This is a genomic window from Bryocella sp. (genome assembly GCF_058498515.1).
The window spans coordinates 1-14,514 of sequence record NZ_JBMHYI010000032.1 but is presented as its reverse complement, the minus strand read 5'-3'; the positions used below and the strand labels follow the sequence as shown (position 1 = coordinate 14,514).

At 63.4% G+C, this 14,514-nt stretch carries 13 protein-coding genes; 7 read left to right on the top strand and 6 right to left on the bottom strand.

Annotated features, from left to right (window positions below):
- Positions 1-47 precede the first annotated feature (47 nt).
- Genes AC5E6W_RS09485 through AC5E6W_RS09470 form a run of 4 tightly spaced genes read left to right on the top strand, consistent with a single transcriptional unit; the run spans position 48 to position 4,979 of the window.
- Positions 48-1,364: a lipopolysaccharide biosynthesis protein gene (locus AC5E6W_RS09485; protein ID WP_491752046.1), complete on the top strand. Its 1,317-nt coding sequence runs from the start codon at positions 48-50 to the stop codon at positions 1,362-1,364.
- Positions 1,361-2,821 (top strand): O-antigen ligase family protein, encoded by a 1,461-nt coding sequence (locus AC5E6W_RS09480; RefSeq protein WP_491752045.1) that lies wholly within the window; start codon positions 1,361-1,363, stop codon positions 2,819-2,821. The genes AC5E6W_RS09485 and AC5E6W_RS09480 overlap by 4 nt, the downstream gene beginning before the upstream one ends.
- Positions 2,818-3,849, top strand: a complete 1,032-nt coding sequence (locus AC5E6W_RS09475) for a glycosyltransferase family 2 protein (RefSeq protein WP_491752044.1) — start codon at positions 2,818-2,820, stop codon at positions 3,847-3,849. Before AC5E6W_RS09480 ends, AC5E6W_RS09475 begins: the two co-directional genes overlap by 4 nt.
- The gene (locus tag AC5E6W_RS09470) at positions 3,846-4,979 is read left to right on the top strand and encodes a glycoside hydrolase family 26 protein (RefSeq protein ID WP_491752043.1); all 1,134 of its coding nucleotides are present in this window, start codon (positions 3,846-3,848) and stop codon (positions 4,977-4,979) included. Before AC5E6W_RS09475 ends, AC5E6W_RS09470 begins: the two co-directional genes overlap by 4 nt.
- A 15-nt stretch (positions 4,980-4,994) precedes the next feature.
- Here the strand turns inward: AC5E6W_RS09470 and AC5E6W_RS09465 are convergent, their stop codons facing one another.
- The 5 genes from AC5E6W_RS09465 to AC5E6W_RS09445 all read right to left on the bottom strand — a co-directional run bounded on the left by AC5E6W_RS09465 (position 4,995) and on the right by AC5E6W_RS09445 (position 10,546).
- Complete coding sequence (locus AC5E6W_RS09465; protein ID WP_491752042.1) at positions 4,995-6,248, bottom strand: BamA/TamA family outer membrane protein; 1,254 nt, start codon at positions 6,246-6,248, stop codon at positions 4,995-4,997.
- A gap of 105 nt (positions 6,249-6,353) precedes the next feature.
- On the bottom strand, positions 6,354-7,343 hold the full coding sequence (locus AC5E6W_RS09460; protein ID WP_491752041.1) for a tagatose 1,6-diphosphate aldolase: 990 nt from the start codon (positions 7,341-7,343) through the stop codon (positions 6,354-6,356).
- Positions 7,344-7,508: 165 nt separating this feature from the next.
- Positions 7,509-8,003, bottom strand: a complete 495-nt coding sequence (locus AC5E6W_RS09455) for a hypothetical protein (protein WP_491752040.1) — start codon at positions 8,001-8,003, stop codon at positions 7,509-7,511.
- Between the two features lie 83 nt (positions 8,004-8,086).
- The gene (locus tag AC5E6W_RS09450) at positions 8,087-9,595 is read right to left on the bottom strand and encodes a sigma-54-dependent transcriptional regulator (protein WP_491752039.1); all 1,509 of its coding nucleotides are present in this window, start codon (positions 9,593-9,595) and stop codon (positions 8,087-8,089) included.
- Between the two features lie 12 nt (positions 9,596-9,607).
- Entirely contained in the window at positions 9,608-10,546 is a 939-nt protein-coding gene (locus AC5E6W_RS09445) for an ATP-binding protein (RefSeq protein ID WP_491752038.1), read from the bottom strand.
- A 536-nt stretch (positions 10,547-11,082) separates the two neighbouring features.
- On the opposite strand from AC5E6W_RS09445, the gene rph reads away from it, so the two are divergent.
- Together rph and AC5E6W_RS09435 are read left to right on the top strand one after the other, a co-directional pair.
- Entirely contained in the window at positions 11,083-11,832 is a 750-nt protein-coding gene (gene rph, locus AC5E6W_RS09440; RefSeq protein ID WP_491752037.1) for a ribonuclease PH, read from the top strand.
- A gap of 88 nt (positions 11,833-11,920) precedes the next feature.
- Positions 11,921-12,196 carry a UBP-type zinc finger domain-containing protein gene (locus tag AC5E6W_RS09435; RefSeq protein ID WP_491752036.1) on the top strand — a complete coding sequence of 92 codons (276 nt, stop codon included), beginning with the start codon at positions 11,921-11,923 and terminating at the stop codon, positions 12,194-12,196.
- Positions 12,197-12,273: 77 nt separating this feature from the next.
- Here the strand turns inward: AC5E6W_RS09435 and AC5E6W_RS09430 are convergent, their stop codons facing one another.
- A complete protein-coding gene (locus tag AC5E6W_RS09430) occupies positions 12,274-13,959 on the bottom strand; it encodes a M28 family peptidase (RefSeq protein WP_491752035.1) in 1,686 nt (561 codons plus the stop codon).
- A gap of 275 nt (positions 13,960-14,234) precedes the next feature.
- Here AC5E6W_RS09430 and AC5E6W_RS09425 point away from each other — a divergent pair, with 275 nt between their 5' ends.
- Positions 14,235-14,480 carry a CDGSH iron-sulfur domain-containing protein gene (locus AC5E6W_RS09425; RefSeq protein ID WP_491752034.1) on the top strand — a complete coding sequence of 82 codons (246 nt, stop codon included), beginning with the start codon at positions 14,235-14,237 and terminating at the stop codon, positions 14,478-14,480.
- The last annotated feature ends 34 nt before the right edge of the window (positions 14,481-14,514 follow it).

The following is a 14,514-nucleotide window of genomic DNA, read 5'->3' as shown; positions in this document are numbered from 1 at the left end:
GCGAAAGGGGCATCGTGCAGCGCTTGCGCGAATGAGACGATGAGGGTATGACGCGGCTTCCTGAGGCGAGCATCGGAGACGAGATCGAGGTCATCCCCGCGCCGCCAGGGCTGCTTACCCGCGCTCGCTCGATGATGAGCGAACGGTTCGGCTATGCGCTGGGCGACCAGGTCGTCTTTTCCATCGGCAACATGGCGGTGGCCGCGTTCATCTCGCGCTACTGCACGCCATGGGAGTTCGGCATCTACATCCTCACGCAGCGCTCGCTGGATCTCATCCAGCAGCTCTGCAGCGTCATCCTGTGGGCGCCGTTCATGTACAACCTGCCGTCGCTCGCGAAGGAGAAGCAGCGCTCCTACTTCGGCAGCATCTTCGTGCTGCAGCTGTGCGCTCTGGTCGTTGCGACGCTGGCGCTGAAGTGCGTCACCCTGTGGGCCTCCACACCGTCCCGCGGTATGTATTACGGCGTCTTTGCGCCCTTGATCATCACGACCTTTGGTATCAACTTCCGCGAGTTCACGCGGCGCATGTACTTCGCCGAGATCCGCATGAAGGAAGCCTTCTGGACGGACGCCGTCACCAATGGCCTGCAGATCGTTGCTGTCGCTTGGCTGTGGCGGGCGCATCGGCTGAATGTAGGCTCCGCGCTGTCCGCCATGTCGGTCTGCGCGATCTTTGTCTCTTTCTGGTGGCTGCTGAACGAGTGGAAGACCTTCGACATCGAGCTAGGCGAGCTCGCTTCGGATTTATGGAAGAACCTGCGACTCGGCAAGTGGTTCCTCGGCAGCAACCTCGTCTTTACCGTCAGCGCGCAAGCCAATCCATGGATGCTGGGTGCGCTCATGGGCGGCGCTGGGGTTGGAGCGTACTCCATCTGCGAACAGGTGGTGAACATTCCGCGGGTCGCACTGGTCTCGATCCAGAACATCATGGCGCCGATGATGGCGCGGGCCTATGCTGATGGCGGCCGTCCGGCGCTGGTGAAGATGGTGCGCCGGCTGAACGCGATCCTCTTCGGCGGAGCGGCGCTGTTCGCTGGCGGCGTGCTGCTCATCGGGCCTGAGTTTGCCCAGGTCGTCTACAAGCACTTCCCGGCGAACGGCAGGATGGTGCTGGTGGTTCTTGCGATCAATCTCGTGGTCTATGCGGCGACGATGGCGCAGGGGTACGCTCTGACCGCGATCGACCACGCGGACTATACGTTCTACGCGCAGGTGCTGGGCCTGGTCGCGCAACTGGCGGTTACGGTCTGGCTGGTGCACGCCTTTGCGTTGCAGGGAGCGGCCGCGGCGCTGCTGCTGGGAAGCACCGTGGTTCTGGTGGTGCGGCAGTTCTTCTACACGCGGGAGCTCAAGGCGATATGAGCCTCCTCCTCAGCGCGCAGGTGGCCAGGGCCGAGCTGCAGAAGTCTGCGCTCGAGCACGGCCGCGCCGACTACCGGCTGAAGCTGGTGAAGGTTGTCTGCGCAATCCTGCTGGGGCTCTGCTTCTGGTACTCGGTACCCTACTACCTTCCGCTCAAGGTCGATCCGAACCCGTTGAAGGCTGCTGCCGATGAAGCCCAGGCGTATGAGGGCAACTTCAGCCGCCAGGTCGCTATGCCCATCATCTTCGCGATCGCGGCGTTCATGCTGTGGCGTCTGCCTAAGCGCGGCCGCTTCGGCGGCAAGCTGATGATGGTGACGCTCGCCTACGTCGCCTGGTCGCTTGCAAGCTTTACCTGGAGCGAGGATCCCGCCATCAGCGGCAAGCGTCTCGTGGTCTTTGCCATCGATGCGTTCTTTGCGTACACCATCGCGCGCGTGTACTCCAGCCTGGAGATTGCGCTGTGGGGCTTCGTCGCAACGGGGACTGTCGCCGTGATCTCGTTCTATGTCGACTGGCTGCAAGAAAAAATCTTCGACCCCCTCAACTTCGACTACCGCTTCACCGGGGTGATGACGGCGAACTATCAGGCGATGAACCTGCTGGTATGCACCGTCTGCGGACTGATTCTCTGCATGCGAAGGCCGGAGTGGCGCACGAGGATCTTTCCCTTTCTCGCCTTCATCCTTGCGCTGCTGTTCTTCACCCGCGCGCGCATGGGCTCGTTCATCTGCCTTGGCCTGCTGGCGATCATCTTCACCCGCATGACCAAACGGCAGATGCGCCCAGCTCAGCGCGCGATGCTGGTGCTCGCTGCGCTGGTGTTCGCGTTGCCCGGGCTCATCCTGCTTCTTGGACGCAACGCCAGCGGTGCAGCGACGGACATCTTCATGATGGGCCGAAGCGACACGCAGAACACCTCGAGCCTCTCCAACCGCGCTCCGCTGTGGGCTGAGCTGATGGAGAGCGTCGAAGAGAGGCCCTGGCTGGGCTTTGGCTATGAGGCCTTCTGGGCTCCGCAGCGCGTGGAGAAGATCTCCGCCGACCAGGGCTGGATGGTGCCACATGCGCACAATACCTTCCTCGACCAGACGCTGTCGCTTGGCATCATCGGTGCGGCGCTGTACATCGGCATGATGATAGGCGCGCTGATCACCGCATGGAAGCGCTACTTCCGCACGCGCTCGGAGAGTGACATGCTGCCGGCGTTGCTGCTCACCTGGCTGGTGCTCACCAGCCTCGCCGAGTCCGCGCCTCTCGACCCCTATCTGCCCTCGATGCTGGTCTACATCTCCGTGGTGAAGATGTGCATGCGCGAGGGATCGGAGGCTGAGAACGATCGCGGCCTGGGCCCGAAGGAGATCATCGGAGGAATTCCACAGGCCCCGCTTCAGCTTTCCGTGGGGAGCGATCCTCGCTATCCGAACCTCGCATCACCGGCAGGAGGCCGCTCTTGATTTCCGTCGGCCCACACTGCGTGGGGCCAATCCAGCTCACGCCGCGCCGGGTCACCGATCTCGGCGCGGGCACTCCAGGTCTCGTCAGCATCATCATCCCCACATACCACCGCGTCACGGAGATGCGCGCCGCGGCCCAGAGCGCCCTGGCGCAGACGTACCCCAACATCGAGGTCATTGTTGTGGCCGATGGACCCGATGCCGAAGCGCGAGCTGCGGTGGAGGGACTCGATCCTAGGCTTCGGTTCTTCGAGCTGGAAACGAACTGTGGTCCGGCCGAGGCCCGCAACCGCGGCGTTCGCATGAGCCGCGGCGAATGGCTTACCTTCCTCGATGACGACGACCTGGTGCTGCCCGAGCGCGTAGAGCGCACCCTCGCGCAAGCCGACGCCGACCGCCCCAACGTGATGATCGCCTGCCGCACCATCTATCGCAGGGACGGCAAGCAGGACGACGTGTGGCCTAACCGGCCCATCGGTCCGGAGGAGGATGTCTCGGACTACATCCTCGTGCGGCCTTCGCTCATGGGCCGCCCCGGGGTCATCCCGGTGCAGTCGCTGATGGTCCACCGCAGCATCTTCGAGATCGTCCCGTTCACGACGCATCGCGATCACGAGGACTGGGCGTGGTTGCTTGAGGCCTGGCACATTGCCGGTGCGCGCGTCGAGTTCGTGTGGGAGCCGCTGGTGATCTACAACATCGTGACCGAGAGCATCTCGCGCAGCCGCCGTATGAACTGGCGCGACTCGTTGCAGTGGGCCGACCGGTACCGCAACTGGCTCTCGCCGCGCGCCTACAACTCGTTCCTCGCCACCAAGGTCGCGCTCAAGGCCAAGCGTGCGGGAGACCTGAAGGGCCTCGCGCAGATCCTGATGACGGTAGGAAACAACCACCCGCGCGTGCTGGATATGCTCTTCCTCGTGGGAGTCTTTCTCCTGCCCAACGCCTTGCTGCAGGCGGCGTGGCGTCGGTCGCTCTCTTCGGGCGAAGGGACCTCCACCGCAGCGGAAGATGGAGGGAAGCAATGAAGCCCTCGCGCCCCGCACACGCGATGATCTTCGTGGTAGCGGTCCTCTCCCTGCTGCTGCTTGGGCCTCGCATGGCGCATCGCCTCTCCCGCGGTGTGCTTCGCAACGTGCACGCGCAGCAGAGTACCAGCTTCACCACGCCGCAGGCCCTCGCTGCCGCTCCCATGACGCCCCGCGCCTACTACGGGCGCCGGCTCGAGCCGCGGGAGCCCGTGGTCCTGCACGGTGCAGGGCAAAGCGACGGCGCCAGTTTCGCCGCCTATACCCGTGTGCTCGATCCGGCGCGCCCCATGCTCTCGATGAGCTATGTCGACCTGCATGACAACCTGGGCGCGTTCTTTGCCCGGCTGCATGACGAGCTGGCGAAGTATCCCGACCTCATCGTGCCGCAGATTGGGCTCGCCATGAACGATGGTGACGCGAAGAAGCACTACGAGCAGGAGGTCGCCGATGGCGTCGACGACTCGCGGTTGCGCGCGCTGTGCGCGGGCCTCAAGTCGCTCGACCGGCCGGTCTTCCTGCGCGTGGGCTATGAGTTCAACGGCTCGTGGAACGGCTACCAGCCGCGCAGCTATGTCGATGCCTTTCGCCATGTTTCGGAGAGTGTTCGCGCGTGCGGGCTGGAGAACGTCGCGATGGTGTGGGATATGTCGGCCGAGGCTGAACTCGATACCGAGAACGGCGGAGCAGCGGTGACCGACGCCTCGAAGCGTTGGGGAGCCTACTATCCCGGCGATGCGTGGGTCGACTGGTGGGCGATCAATCTCTTCCGCAGCGAAGCCATCACCGCCGAGGCAACGCATGCGTTCCTCGCCGAGGCTGATCGCCGTCGCTTCCCGGTGATGATTGCCGAGTCCACGCCGTTTCATCACAGCGTCGAGGAGGGCCAGAAGTCGATCGATGCCTGGTTCGCTCCATACTTCGGTCTCATGCGCAGCCAGCCCGGCATCAAGGCTTTCTGCTACATCGATTGGGACTGGAGCGCCTTCCCACAATGGAAGGACTGGGGCGATGGCCGCATCGAGCGCGACGCTACCGTCCTCGCTTTCTATCGCCGCCAGATCGCTGCGCCCCTCTTCGCAGATGCCCGCTCTCGGGTTGCGACGTTGAAGCTGCTCAACACACGCTAGAGCGAGTCCCCAAGACTAGCCGCGCGGCTTGGCTGTAGGGATCTGCACCACGATCGTGACCGTGTGCTCCAACCGGTTTGCCCGCAACTCCATTCTCGGCCGCTGGTGAGGATAGAACTTCGCGAGATCTTCCTCAATGGCTGCGAAGATGGAAGAATCCGCCACGACCCCAGGGGCCAGCCGCTTGTCCTTCGCCAGCTCAGCCTGAGCTTCCACGGGCAGAGAGCCCGCAACGATTCCCGCAAGGTGATAGAGCGCACGCGCCGTCAGCGTCAGCGTGTACGAGGCGGTGTGGCCCACGTTATCCAGCGAGGTCGACTGTGCTGCATCGGCATCGAGGTAGCCCTTCGCTGCGTAGAGCCGTTGCATCTTCTGGCCGCTGATCAGCAGACCCATCGGCGAAGCCGGATCGCCCTTCTTCAGTTCCGCCGCCGGGCGCAGATCGGCTTCCTGCAGTGGGGCGTCGGGAACGATGGTCAGCTGCACCACACGGTAGCGTTCCCCGGGGTGTACCTCCGCCTTGATGTCCACCGCATAGCCACCGGGCACGGCCCGAGGAGTAGAGAAGACCGGAGCCTCCACCGTGGCGTCGAGATACCCGGTATTGCGAAAGACCTCACCCGTATCGTGGACGACGGTGTCCGCAGTCGAGACGAGATCCACGTCCTGTCCGCGCAGGCCGGAGGCCAGGTCCGCACTCGTCGGCCCAAAAGCAGGCTTCGCCTCCGGAAGGGTAACCTCCCCGACGAGGATGCGCGGCTGATCGATGCTCAGCACAACATTGCTCCCTCCGCGCATCGCGGAAACCTTGATGTCCAGGCCCTTCTGCTTCGCCAGCTTCACCAGCGCTGCCTCTACCTCGGTGGTCAGCGAGCCGGTGAGCGAGAGCTGGCCGTGGTAGATCGGGACCTGAGCCTCCAGCAGGTGCTCGAGCTCTTCGGGGGTCCACCACAGGAAGTTCGCATAGCGCACCGGCAGCAGGCCTGCGTTGTCCGAGCTCCCGAGCTTGATGACCAGCGACTGGCTGTTGACCGTATAGCTGAGGTCGGTGAAGGAGCCGGTGTCTGCCAGCTTGCCGAGCCCGGCTTCGATCTGCTCCTTGGTCATCTTCGCGCCAGGCGCGAGGCCGGTGATCGCGAGTAGCCTCGCCTGATCCTCGGCGGGCGCGCCTTCGAAGCGAATAGCTTTGGGCTGGTACTCCTGCGCGAGGAGCGGAAGCGCGCAGGCGAGAAGACCGACGACAGCCAGGAACCTCAGGAGCGGGAGCATGGGTGCAGTGTACTTCGGCAACAAACGGTTTAGCGTGACGCGTCTACAAAAGCAAACCGGGCCCGCGAACGGACCCGGCCCTGGTGCTGCAGGCGAAAGCAAACGCTACGCGTTCTCGATCTTGCTCGTCCAGGGAGTTGCGCCCTCGAGAGCCTTGTTCACGTTTTGGATATTTTCTGTTCCTACCGTGTCTAGCCATTCGCGGAAGGCCGCCTCTCCCTGCTTGGCGTAGACAGGAATACCTTCCTTCCACGTCGCGCGACCGCAGAGCACGCCGTTGTAGGCCACGCCCGACTCGTTCGCGAGCTCCAGCGTCTCAATGAACACCGGGTTTGAAACTCCAGCCGAAAGGAAGATGAAGGGCAGCTTTGTTGTGTCCGCGACGTTCCGGAACAACTGCATCGCTTCTTCCCGTGTGTAAGCCGCTTCGCCCTTGTACGCCTTCGTGCCGGAGACGAACTCCATCTGGATGGGCACCTCCACCTTCAGCACATCCACGCCGTAGTTGGGCTTGGTATATTCCTCCATCCCCCCCAGAACGACCGACGGCTTCTTGCGGGCATACTCGACGCTCTTCTCATTGCCGCCGTCCGCGTCATAACCCACCAACTCGAGGAAGAACGGGATGTCGTTGGCGCGGCACTCGTCGCCGATCCGTTCGATCCATGCATGCTTCAGGTCGTTGACAGCCGGCTTCTCGAAAGGCGTGTAGTAGAGCAGGATCTTCAAGCAGTCCGCTCCGGCAGCCTTCAGGCGCTGCACGCTCCACAAGTCCAGCAGGTCGGGCAGGCGACCTGGCGTGGCGGCGTCGTAGCCAGTCTTTTCATAAGCCAGCAACAGACCCTTGCCGTTGATGTGGTGCGAAGCCGGCAGGCCAAACTCTGGATCGAGCAAAATCGCCGAGGCATACTTCGTCAGCGTCTCGGCGACGCAGGTCTTGAAGATCTCAAGGTCGTGGCCACTGACGGCGGCGCCGCGTTCCTTGGCAAGCGACTTTTGCAGCGACCCGCGCTGGTCCATGGCCGCCGCGGCGATCACGCCACGAGGGTCAGAGACGGCTTTGAGGCCCGCAAGTTTTCCAGGGGTAAGTTTCATCGGTTGATCTCCCAGGCAAAGTCCAGACGCAGTTTTCAGATGCGCGCGGCAAGGCCGGCGGTTCGCCGATTCTACACAGCCCGGTATACAGGACGCAGGCAGGAGGACCGGTAATCGGCGGCGGTTGGCACTGCGCGTTCAGCCCTGCTGGGAGACGCCAGCCGGCTATAACACCTGCTCGCGAAGACGGTTGCGGAGATCGCCGGCCAGCTCGACCAGATGCCGCAGCTTGGGGGCCTGATCGGGCTGCGCGCTGCGCAGGGCCAGCTGGGACTCCAGCAGAATGCCGGCCAGCGAGGCGTTCAGCTCCGACTGCAGCGATGCCGTCACGGAGGCTCGAGCCTGCGCCCGCTCGTGCGCTGCCCGGGCAATGGCCGCACGGGACTGGCGCAGGACGCGCGGAGCCGTGGCGAGCTGGAAGTTCATCTCCAGCACCGGGGCTGAGACCGCATTCTGATAGATGATGTCAGCGGTGTCGGGATCGGCCGCAGCCAGTGCCTCGTCCAGCAGCACGAGCGCATACTCGCCGCGACGCAAGGCAGCCAAGCCGGCGCGCCGGTTCGGTGCAACCTCCACCGAAGAGTCCAGCTCCCGGCGGAGCAAGTCCGCAATCTGGCCCGCGGAGGATTCCGGGGCTATCAACAGAATGGTGTGTAGCATCTAGGGCCTCCATCAACTCGCAACGATTTCCAGGCCGCAACAGGAGTGGATCGCCCCCGGCCTGGGGACTTCAGTGATCCGGTTCACATCATGGCGCTGTCGCTTCCGAGCCCATACTCCTTGAGCTTGCGATAGAGCGTGGTCTTGCCAATGCCGAGCAGCTTCGCCGCCATCAGCTTGTCTCCCTTGAGCTGGCGGATGGTGTTGAGGATCGCCTGCTTCTCGAGCTCGGCAATGGACAGCACGGCCTGCGGCCCCGTGCCAACACCGGGGATGTCGTCCGGTGCTGACGCCAGCACCGCCGTATCGCTGGTCCCGGTGGCATGGGTGTTGTGGTACTGCACCTGAGTCGGAAAGTCGCTCAGGTGAAGGAGGGGTCCGCTCGAGAGTGCGCACGCGCGCTCGATAGCATTCTCGAGCTCCCTCACATTGCCCGGCCAGTCGTACTCCACAATCATCCGCAGCGCATCGTCGGAGAAGGTGAACGCCCTTCCCGACTGGCGGTGCAGGTTCTCCAGGATGTGCGCCGCCAAGAGGGGAATGTCCTGCCGCCGCTCCCGCAGAGGAGGAATACGCAGTGTCACGACGTTGAGTCGGAAGTACAAATCCTTGCGAAAACGCCCCGTCTCCACCATGGCAAGCAGGTCTCGGTTGGTGGCCGCGAGGATGCGAGCGTGAATGGGCACGGACTGTGTGGCGCCCACCGGCCGCACCTCTTTCTCCTGCAGCGCGCGCAACAGCTTGGCTTGCAGGTCCAGGGGCAGCTCGCCGATCTCATCGAGGAAGACCGTGCCACCCTCGGCTGCGGCCAGCAACCCAGTCTTGGATCGGTTGGCGCCGGTGAAGGCTCCCTTCACATAGCCAAAGAGCTCGCTCTCGATCAGCGTCGGAACCAGGGATCCGCAGTCCACCGGGATGAACGGTTTGGAAGCATTGGGGCCGCCCTGGTGGATCGACCTCGCAATGAGCTCCTTGCCTACCCCGCTCTCGCCCAGGATCAATACCGGGTGGGAGGTGACGGAGACCTTGGACAGGATGCGATACAGCTTCTCCATGGCCGGCGAATGCCCCACGATGTCGCCCATGCCGGCGTCAGTACGCAACTGCTCACGGAGGTTGCGGCTCTCCACATCGAAGACCCGCCGCTGGCTGGCGCGCTCGAGCACGGTCGAGACCTCTTCGAGGGTGAAGGGCTTCGTGAGGTAGTCGGTGGCCCCGGTACGCATCGCCTCCACCGCGGAGCTGACCGTGGCGAACGCTGTCATCACGATGACGATGGTGTCGGGTTGCTTGGTCCGGACCTCTTCCAACAGCGTGAGCCCACTGCCGCCGGGGAGCTTCAGGTCCAGTAGGATAATGTCGATCGGGCCTCGGGCCAGTACCGCACGGCCCGACTGCACCGAGTCGGCGGTGTGGATGATGAACCCCAGGTTGCCGGCGATCTCCGCGCATGCATTTCGCACGGGCGGATCGTCGTCCACGATGAGTACCTGAACCCGGGGCTGGCCTTCGCTTGGTGTGCGTGCTGCCGCGGCGTCTGCGCCTGGAACAGTCGAAAGTGTGCTGCTATGTGATGTCGACTTGGTCTGCATGAAGGAATCTCCTCAATTGCCCGACTGCTGTTCGTGCTGTGCAACCGGCGCTGTGCCGATGGCCGAGGGCGCTGTGCCATGTTGGCCCGGCCAGCTCAAAGAGAAGGTAGTCCCACGTCGCGGACGAGAGCGTACAGCGAGCCTCGCTCCTGTCTCCGCGGCAAGTTCATGCACCATGCAGTGGCCCAGACTACTCTCGGGACCCGATCTCGGGTCCGAAGGTAGAAGGAACGCCGCAGCCGTCTCCGCAGCGATGCCGGGGCCGTTATCGGCAACCTCCAGTAAGATGCGGTTTCCAGAGCGTCGCAGAGTGACGGAGATCCGGCCCACCGGTGTCTCCAGCTCGTGCCCACCATCGGGGGCAGCTACAGGGACAACGCAGGAGATCCCGCGCGGGGCAAGACCCTGCGCCGCATTACATACCAGGTTGACCACAATACGCTCCAGCGACTTCGCGGATGGTACCGTCCAGTCCGGAAGCCGGTCGGCGACGAATATCTCCAGCGTGGCATAAGGGAAAGCCATGGAACGCAGCAGCGGCACCATCTCGTGCAGCTTGGCTGCGGCTTGGTACGGGGCTCCGGCGGCAGGAGGGCGATGGCTTCCGGCCGAAGGCTCGGACCGAGCCCGCACGGGAGCTGGCGGATGGTGCTCGTGCGAGAGCTTCTCGAGCAAGCGCTCCACCAGACCGGAATTACGGCGGGCGATGTCATTAAGCTCGCTGGCATAGTGCTGGTGCCGAGGTCGAAGTACCCCTGGCTGCTGCAGCAGATCGCAGTAGAGCAGAAGCGCGCTTAGAATATTCGCGGCATCGTGAGCCAGAGCAGCGGACTCGCTAAGCGCGGAGAGATCGCGGGAAAGGAGGACAGGCCCCACCGTGCCGCCCGAATGCGGTCGCGGTGGAGAGAAGGAGAGTCTGGAGGCTGTACAACTCTGCGAGAGAGCCTGCATGGAGATCTCTGTTCCCAAACGAATTTTTGGAACGCGAACGTCGTCGGCCATAGCGCCAACGCCACTTATCCAAAACCCGGTTGAAACCAAGGCTACACAGGAGCCCCAATCATGTGGCGTGCCAAACTGGGACTCAGCTGCGGAACGGTTGCATTTGTTGGCGTTAACCGCGCACTTTTTTGCTTCGATAGTGCGCTGCTTCTTGACGTTTACGTTCCAAAATGGGACCGAGGATAGGACCTAGCGGTGTAAGTCACAGAAAACGATTTAGTTACTCAATTCCGGAATCGGTTTCACCTCTTTTGGAAATTGCTCCAAAGTGTACGCCAAAAAGACGCTCGGGATTTCCCTAGGTGTGATATTTGCAAGAACATGGGTGGTAATATCTGCTGCTCCTGCAAACAGTCGGGACACCCGCATATGCGGTCCCACGATGCTGTTGCATTTTGAATCGTTGTCTCGCGAATCGGAAGACTACCGATCATCCAGAGATGGCCCGGAGCGCGATTCCAGCAGGCCGTTTCTATAATGGCCAAATGGTTGAAGCAATCACGCGTGAGGTATTCCGCTCCGGCGGACGAGGGGCGGGCGATGCACGCCCGTTGACGATGACTCCAGGATGGGCCGCGACGGCTGAGGGTTCGGTGCTTATTGAGGTTGGGCATACGAAGGTGCTGTGTAATGCAACGGTGGACCAGGGAGTACCAGGATGGCTGCGCAACTCCGGGCGCGGCTGGGTCACAGCGGAGTATGGCATGCTGCCCAGGGCGACGCTGACCAGAACAGCTCGTGAGGCGGAGAAAGGCAAGATCGGCGGACGCACGCATGAGATCCAGCGGCTGATCGGCCGCAGCCTGCGCAGCGTCGTCGACATGCATGCGCTAGGAGAGCGGACGGTCATCCTGGATTGCGACGTATTGCAGGCCGACGGCGGTACGCGCACGGCTGCGATCACCGGCGCCTATGTGGCCCTGGCGATCGCGCTGGAGAAGCTGGTGGCTGCGGGGACGTTGAAGGCCTCACCGATTCGCGAGATGGTGGCGGCGACCAGTGTTGGCATCGTCGACGGCAACGTGCTGCTGGACCTGGCGTATGAGGAAGACTCGCGCGCGGAGGTGGACATGAATGTGGTGATGACGGCCTCCGGAGGACTGGTCGAAACCCAGGCGACTGCCGAACGTGATGTCTATACGCGCCAGCAGCTGGACCAGATGCTCGACGTTGCGGAGAAGGGCATCCGCGAGCTCCTGGTGGCGCAGATGGAGTGCCTGAAGATGGCACGATAGAGTCGGCACTCCTTCGATGCGCGACGCTTTGCGGCTTCGCGCATCGAAGGAGTGGAACGTACCCTCAGCGAGCGAAGGAGAATCCGTCATGGCCTGTCATCACTTCGAACATCTCAAGCCCGTGCCACCGGCCTCGGAGAGCTACAAGAAGGGCTGCGAGGAGTGCAACAAGATTGGCGGATGGTGGGTACACCTGCGCGAGTGCCTGGTGTGCGGCCACGTGGGCTGCTGCGACTCCTCGCCGGGTAAGCACGCGACGAAACACTTCCACGAGACCAAGCATCCTGTGATGCGCTCGGTCGAGCCCGGAGAGACATGGGGTTATTGCTATGTCGATGGGGCGATGGTGGAATTGGGGAAGTGAGTAGTGGACAGTGAGTAGTGAGTAGAGGATAGATAGCCTTCTACTCACTACTCACTGATCTCTACTCACTCAACCCTTCACTGCTTTTCAAACCTGTAGAAGAAGCTCGATGGCAGGTAGTGCGGCGTGGCCGGGTTGTTGGCTACTTCGGTCGCTAGGTCCGCGTAGAAGCTGTTGAACTGGGCGGCGGCGACGAGGTCGACGGGCTGGTTCAGGTCGTCGGTGGTCGAGTGATATCTCTGCGCCAGCCATGCGCGCCAGGCCTTGTATTCGGGCGTGCCGAACTCCCAGCCGAACTTCATCGCCAGCGCTGGAATGCCGGCCTGCACGAAGCTGTACTGGTCGGTGCGGGTGAAGCTGTTGCGGTCGGGTTCTGGGTCGTTGGCGATGACGATGTGGTGTTCGGCACCGACCTTGCGGGCGTCATCGCCCAGCGTGGACTCCGCGAGGCCCTGAACGTGCAGCTTCTTCAGCGCGAAGAGCGGCATGAACATGTCGAGGTTCAGATCCGCCTTCAACTCGTTCGGTGAAACAGTCGGGTGGCTGGCGAAGTAGCGTGAGCCGAGCAGGCCTTTCTCTTCTGCGGTGAAGCAGAGGAAGAGGATGCTGCGCCTCGGGCGCTCGCCCCTGGCGGCACGCGCGCTCATCAGCTTGGCCGTCTCGAGAACGGTGGCCACGCCGCTCGCGTCGTCCATGGCGCCGTTGTAGATGCGCTTGTTGGGGTCGGCGGGGGGAGTGGTGACGGGTTCGCCGACGCCGAGGTGATCGAGATGAGCGGAGACGAGGACGTACTCGGCCTTCAGCCTGGGGTCTGAGCCTTCCAGCTTGGCTGCGATGTTGGGCGAGACTACCGTCGAGTGTTCGACGGAGACGTGCGCCTTGACGGACTTGTGCAGGTCGAAGCGGGGCAGCGGCTTTTGCGCATCGGCGAGGGACAGGAGCTCGGCGAAGGTGTGGCCGGTGCCGGTGAAGAGCTTCTCGGCCTCGGCGGGATTCATCTGGACGCTGAGGGTGTGGTTGTGGAAGTTGGCCAGCGCGGGATGGCCGGCGGCGACGGTGGCGTCCTGAGGGGTCTGGGCGAGGCTCATCGCGGGCTGTGAGGCACCGGTGGCGATGCGCTCGAAGCCGAAGTCCATGGACTTCGGGGTGGGAATGCTGATGACGCCGGCGATGCCGAGCTCGGCGAGCTCGCGGGCATGCGGCGAGGTGCGGGCGTAGCTCTTGAGCGGGCCGGGGAGATCCGCCGGACCGCCGTTGATCTCGACGACGATCTTGCCCTTGAGGGACGAGGCTGGCAGCTCCGCGGAGTTGAAGTCGTCGTAGCCGCTCTCGGGCAGGTGCAGGCCGTAGCCGATGAAGACGATGGGTGCGTCGACGTCGCCGGGAGGGTTGGAGCGGGCTCCTAGGATGGCGTCCTTGCCGAGAATCAGGGGCGACGTCTTGCCGTCGAAGGTCAGGGACAGCGAGGACCTGGACTGATCGACGCGGGTGACGTCGAAGTGGACCGGCTGGTACCAGCCGCCGTGTTCACCAGCTGGGGTGAGGCCGTCGGCCTTGAACTGGCTGACGACGTACTCGGCGGCTTGGAGGTACTCAGGGGAGCCGGTGAGGCGGCCCTTCATCTCGTCGCTGGCGAGGTACTGCACGTGGGCCCACCATTGCTTGCCGCGGGCCTCATCGGTGTCGGCGGGCAGGGCGGAGAAGGCCAGCGTGGCTGGGATCAGTGAGGCAGCGGTGGCGAGACGAAGGACGCGAGGGTTCATTCGGGCTCCAGCAGCTTCGGGTGGCGGTGAGGCTGAGGGTAGCATAGGCGATGGTTTGGTCCCCAGCGGCTGAAGCCGCGTGCTGGCGCGATGCCGAAATGTCACGGCTGAAGCCGTGACCTGCCGTTTGTGCGAGTCCTCTCCGTGATGGGTCCCTCCGTTCTTGCGATCGTGTCGGAATACTGCGAACCCACGTCTCAAGGTCGAGACGTGGGGCACCCGGCACCTGATCTGCGGCATGTGGCTGGTATCCTGAGGGCTCCGGAGGAACCACCATGTCTGATACGCCCCTGCCGCTTCCCGCTGCTCCTGTGACCATTACCGTTCGTCCCAACGGCCCGCTGCGCGTGGAAGGCCACGTCATCCTGAAGGACGCGGACGGCAAGGAGTGGGATCTCACTGGCAAGCCGGCGATCAGCCTGTGCCGCTGCGGGTTGAGCGAGAAGCGTCCGTTCTGCGATGGATCGCATTCCCGGCAGGGCTGGCAGTGCAATGCTTCGCCGGCTGGAAACCTTACCTAGAGGGTCGGGGGGGGGGGGGGGGGGGGGGGCGCCC

Coding starts and splice junctions, on each gene's coding strand:
- AC5E6W_RS09480 (WP_491752045.1), top strand. CDS start 1,361: ATGAGCCTCCTCCTCAGCGCGCAGGTGGCCAGGGCCGAGCTGCAGAAG.
- AC5E6W_RS09470 (WP_491752043.1), top strand. CDS start 3,846: ATGAAGCCCTCGCGCCCCGCACACGCGATGATCTTCGTGGTAGCGGTC.
- AC5E6W_RS09485 (WP_491752046.1), top strand. CDS start 48: ATGACGCGGCTTCCTGAGGCGAGCATCGGAGACGAGATCGAGGTCATC.
- AC5E6W_RS09430 (WP_491752035.1), bottom strand. CDS start 13,959: ATGAACCCTCGCGTCCTTCGTCTCGCCACCGCTGCCTCACTGATCCCA.
- AC5E6W_RS09435 (WP_491752036.1), top strand. CDS start 11,921: ATGGCCTGTCATCACTTCGAACATCTCAAGCCCGTGCCACCGGCCTCG.
- AC5E6W_RS09465 (WP_491752042.1), bottom strand. CDS start 6,248: ATGCTCCCGCTCCTGAGGTTCCTGGCTGTCGTCGGTCTTCTCGCCTGC.
- AC5E6W_RS09460 (WP_491752041.1), bottom strand. CDS start 7,343: ATGAAACTTACCCCTGGAAAACTTGCGGGCCTCAAAGCCGTCTCTGAC.
- AC5E6W_RS09455 (WP_491752040.1), bottom strand. CDS start 8,003: ATGCTACACACCATTCTGTTGATAGCCCCGGAATCCTCCGCGGGCCAG.
- AC5E6W_RS09445 (WP_491752038.1), bottom strand. CDS start 10,546: ATGCAGGCTCTCTCGCAGAGTTGTACAGCCTCCAGACTCTCCTTCTCT.
- AC5E6W_RS09425 (WP_491752034.1), top strand. CDS start 14,235: ATGTCTGATACGCCCCTGCCGCTTCCCGCTGCTCCTGTGACCATTACC.
- rph (WP_491752037.1), top strand. CDS start 11,083: ATGGTTGAAGCAATCACGCGTGAGGTATTCCGCTCCGGCGGACGAGGG.
- AC5E6W_RS09450 (WP_491752039.1), bottom strand. CDS start 9,595: ATGCAGACCAAGTCGACATCACATAGCAGCACACTTTCGACTGTTCCA.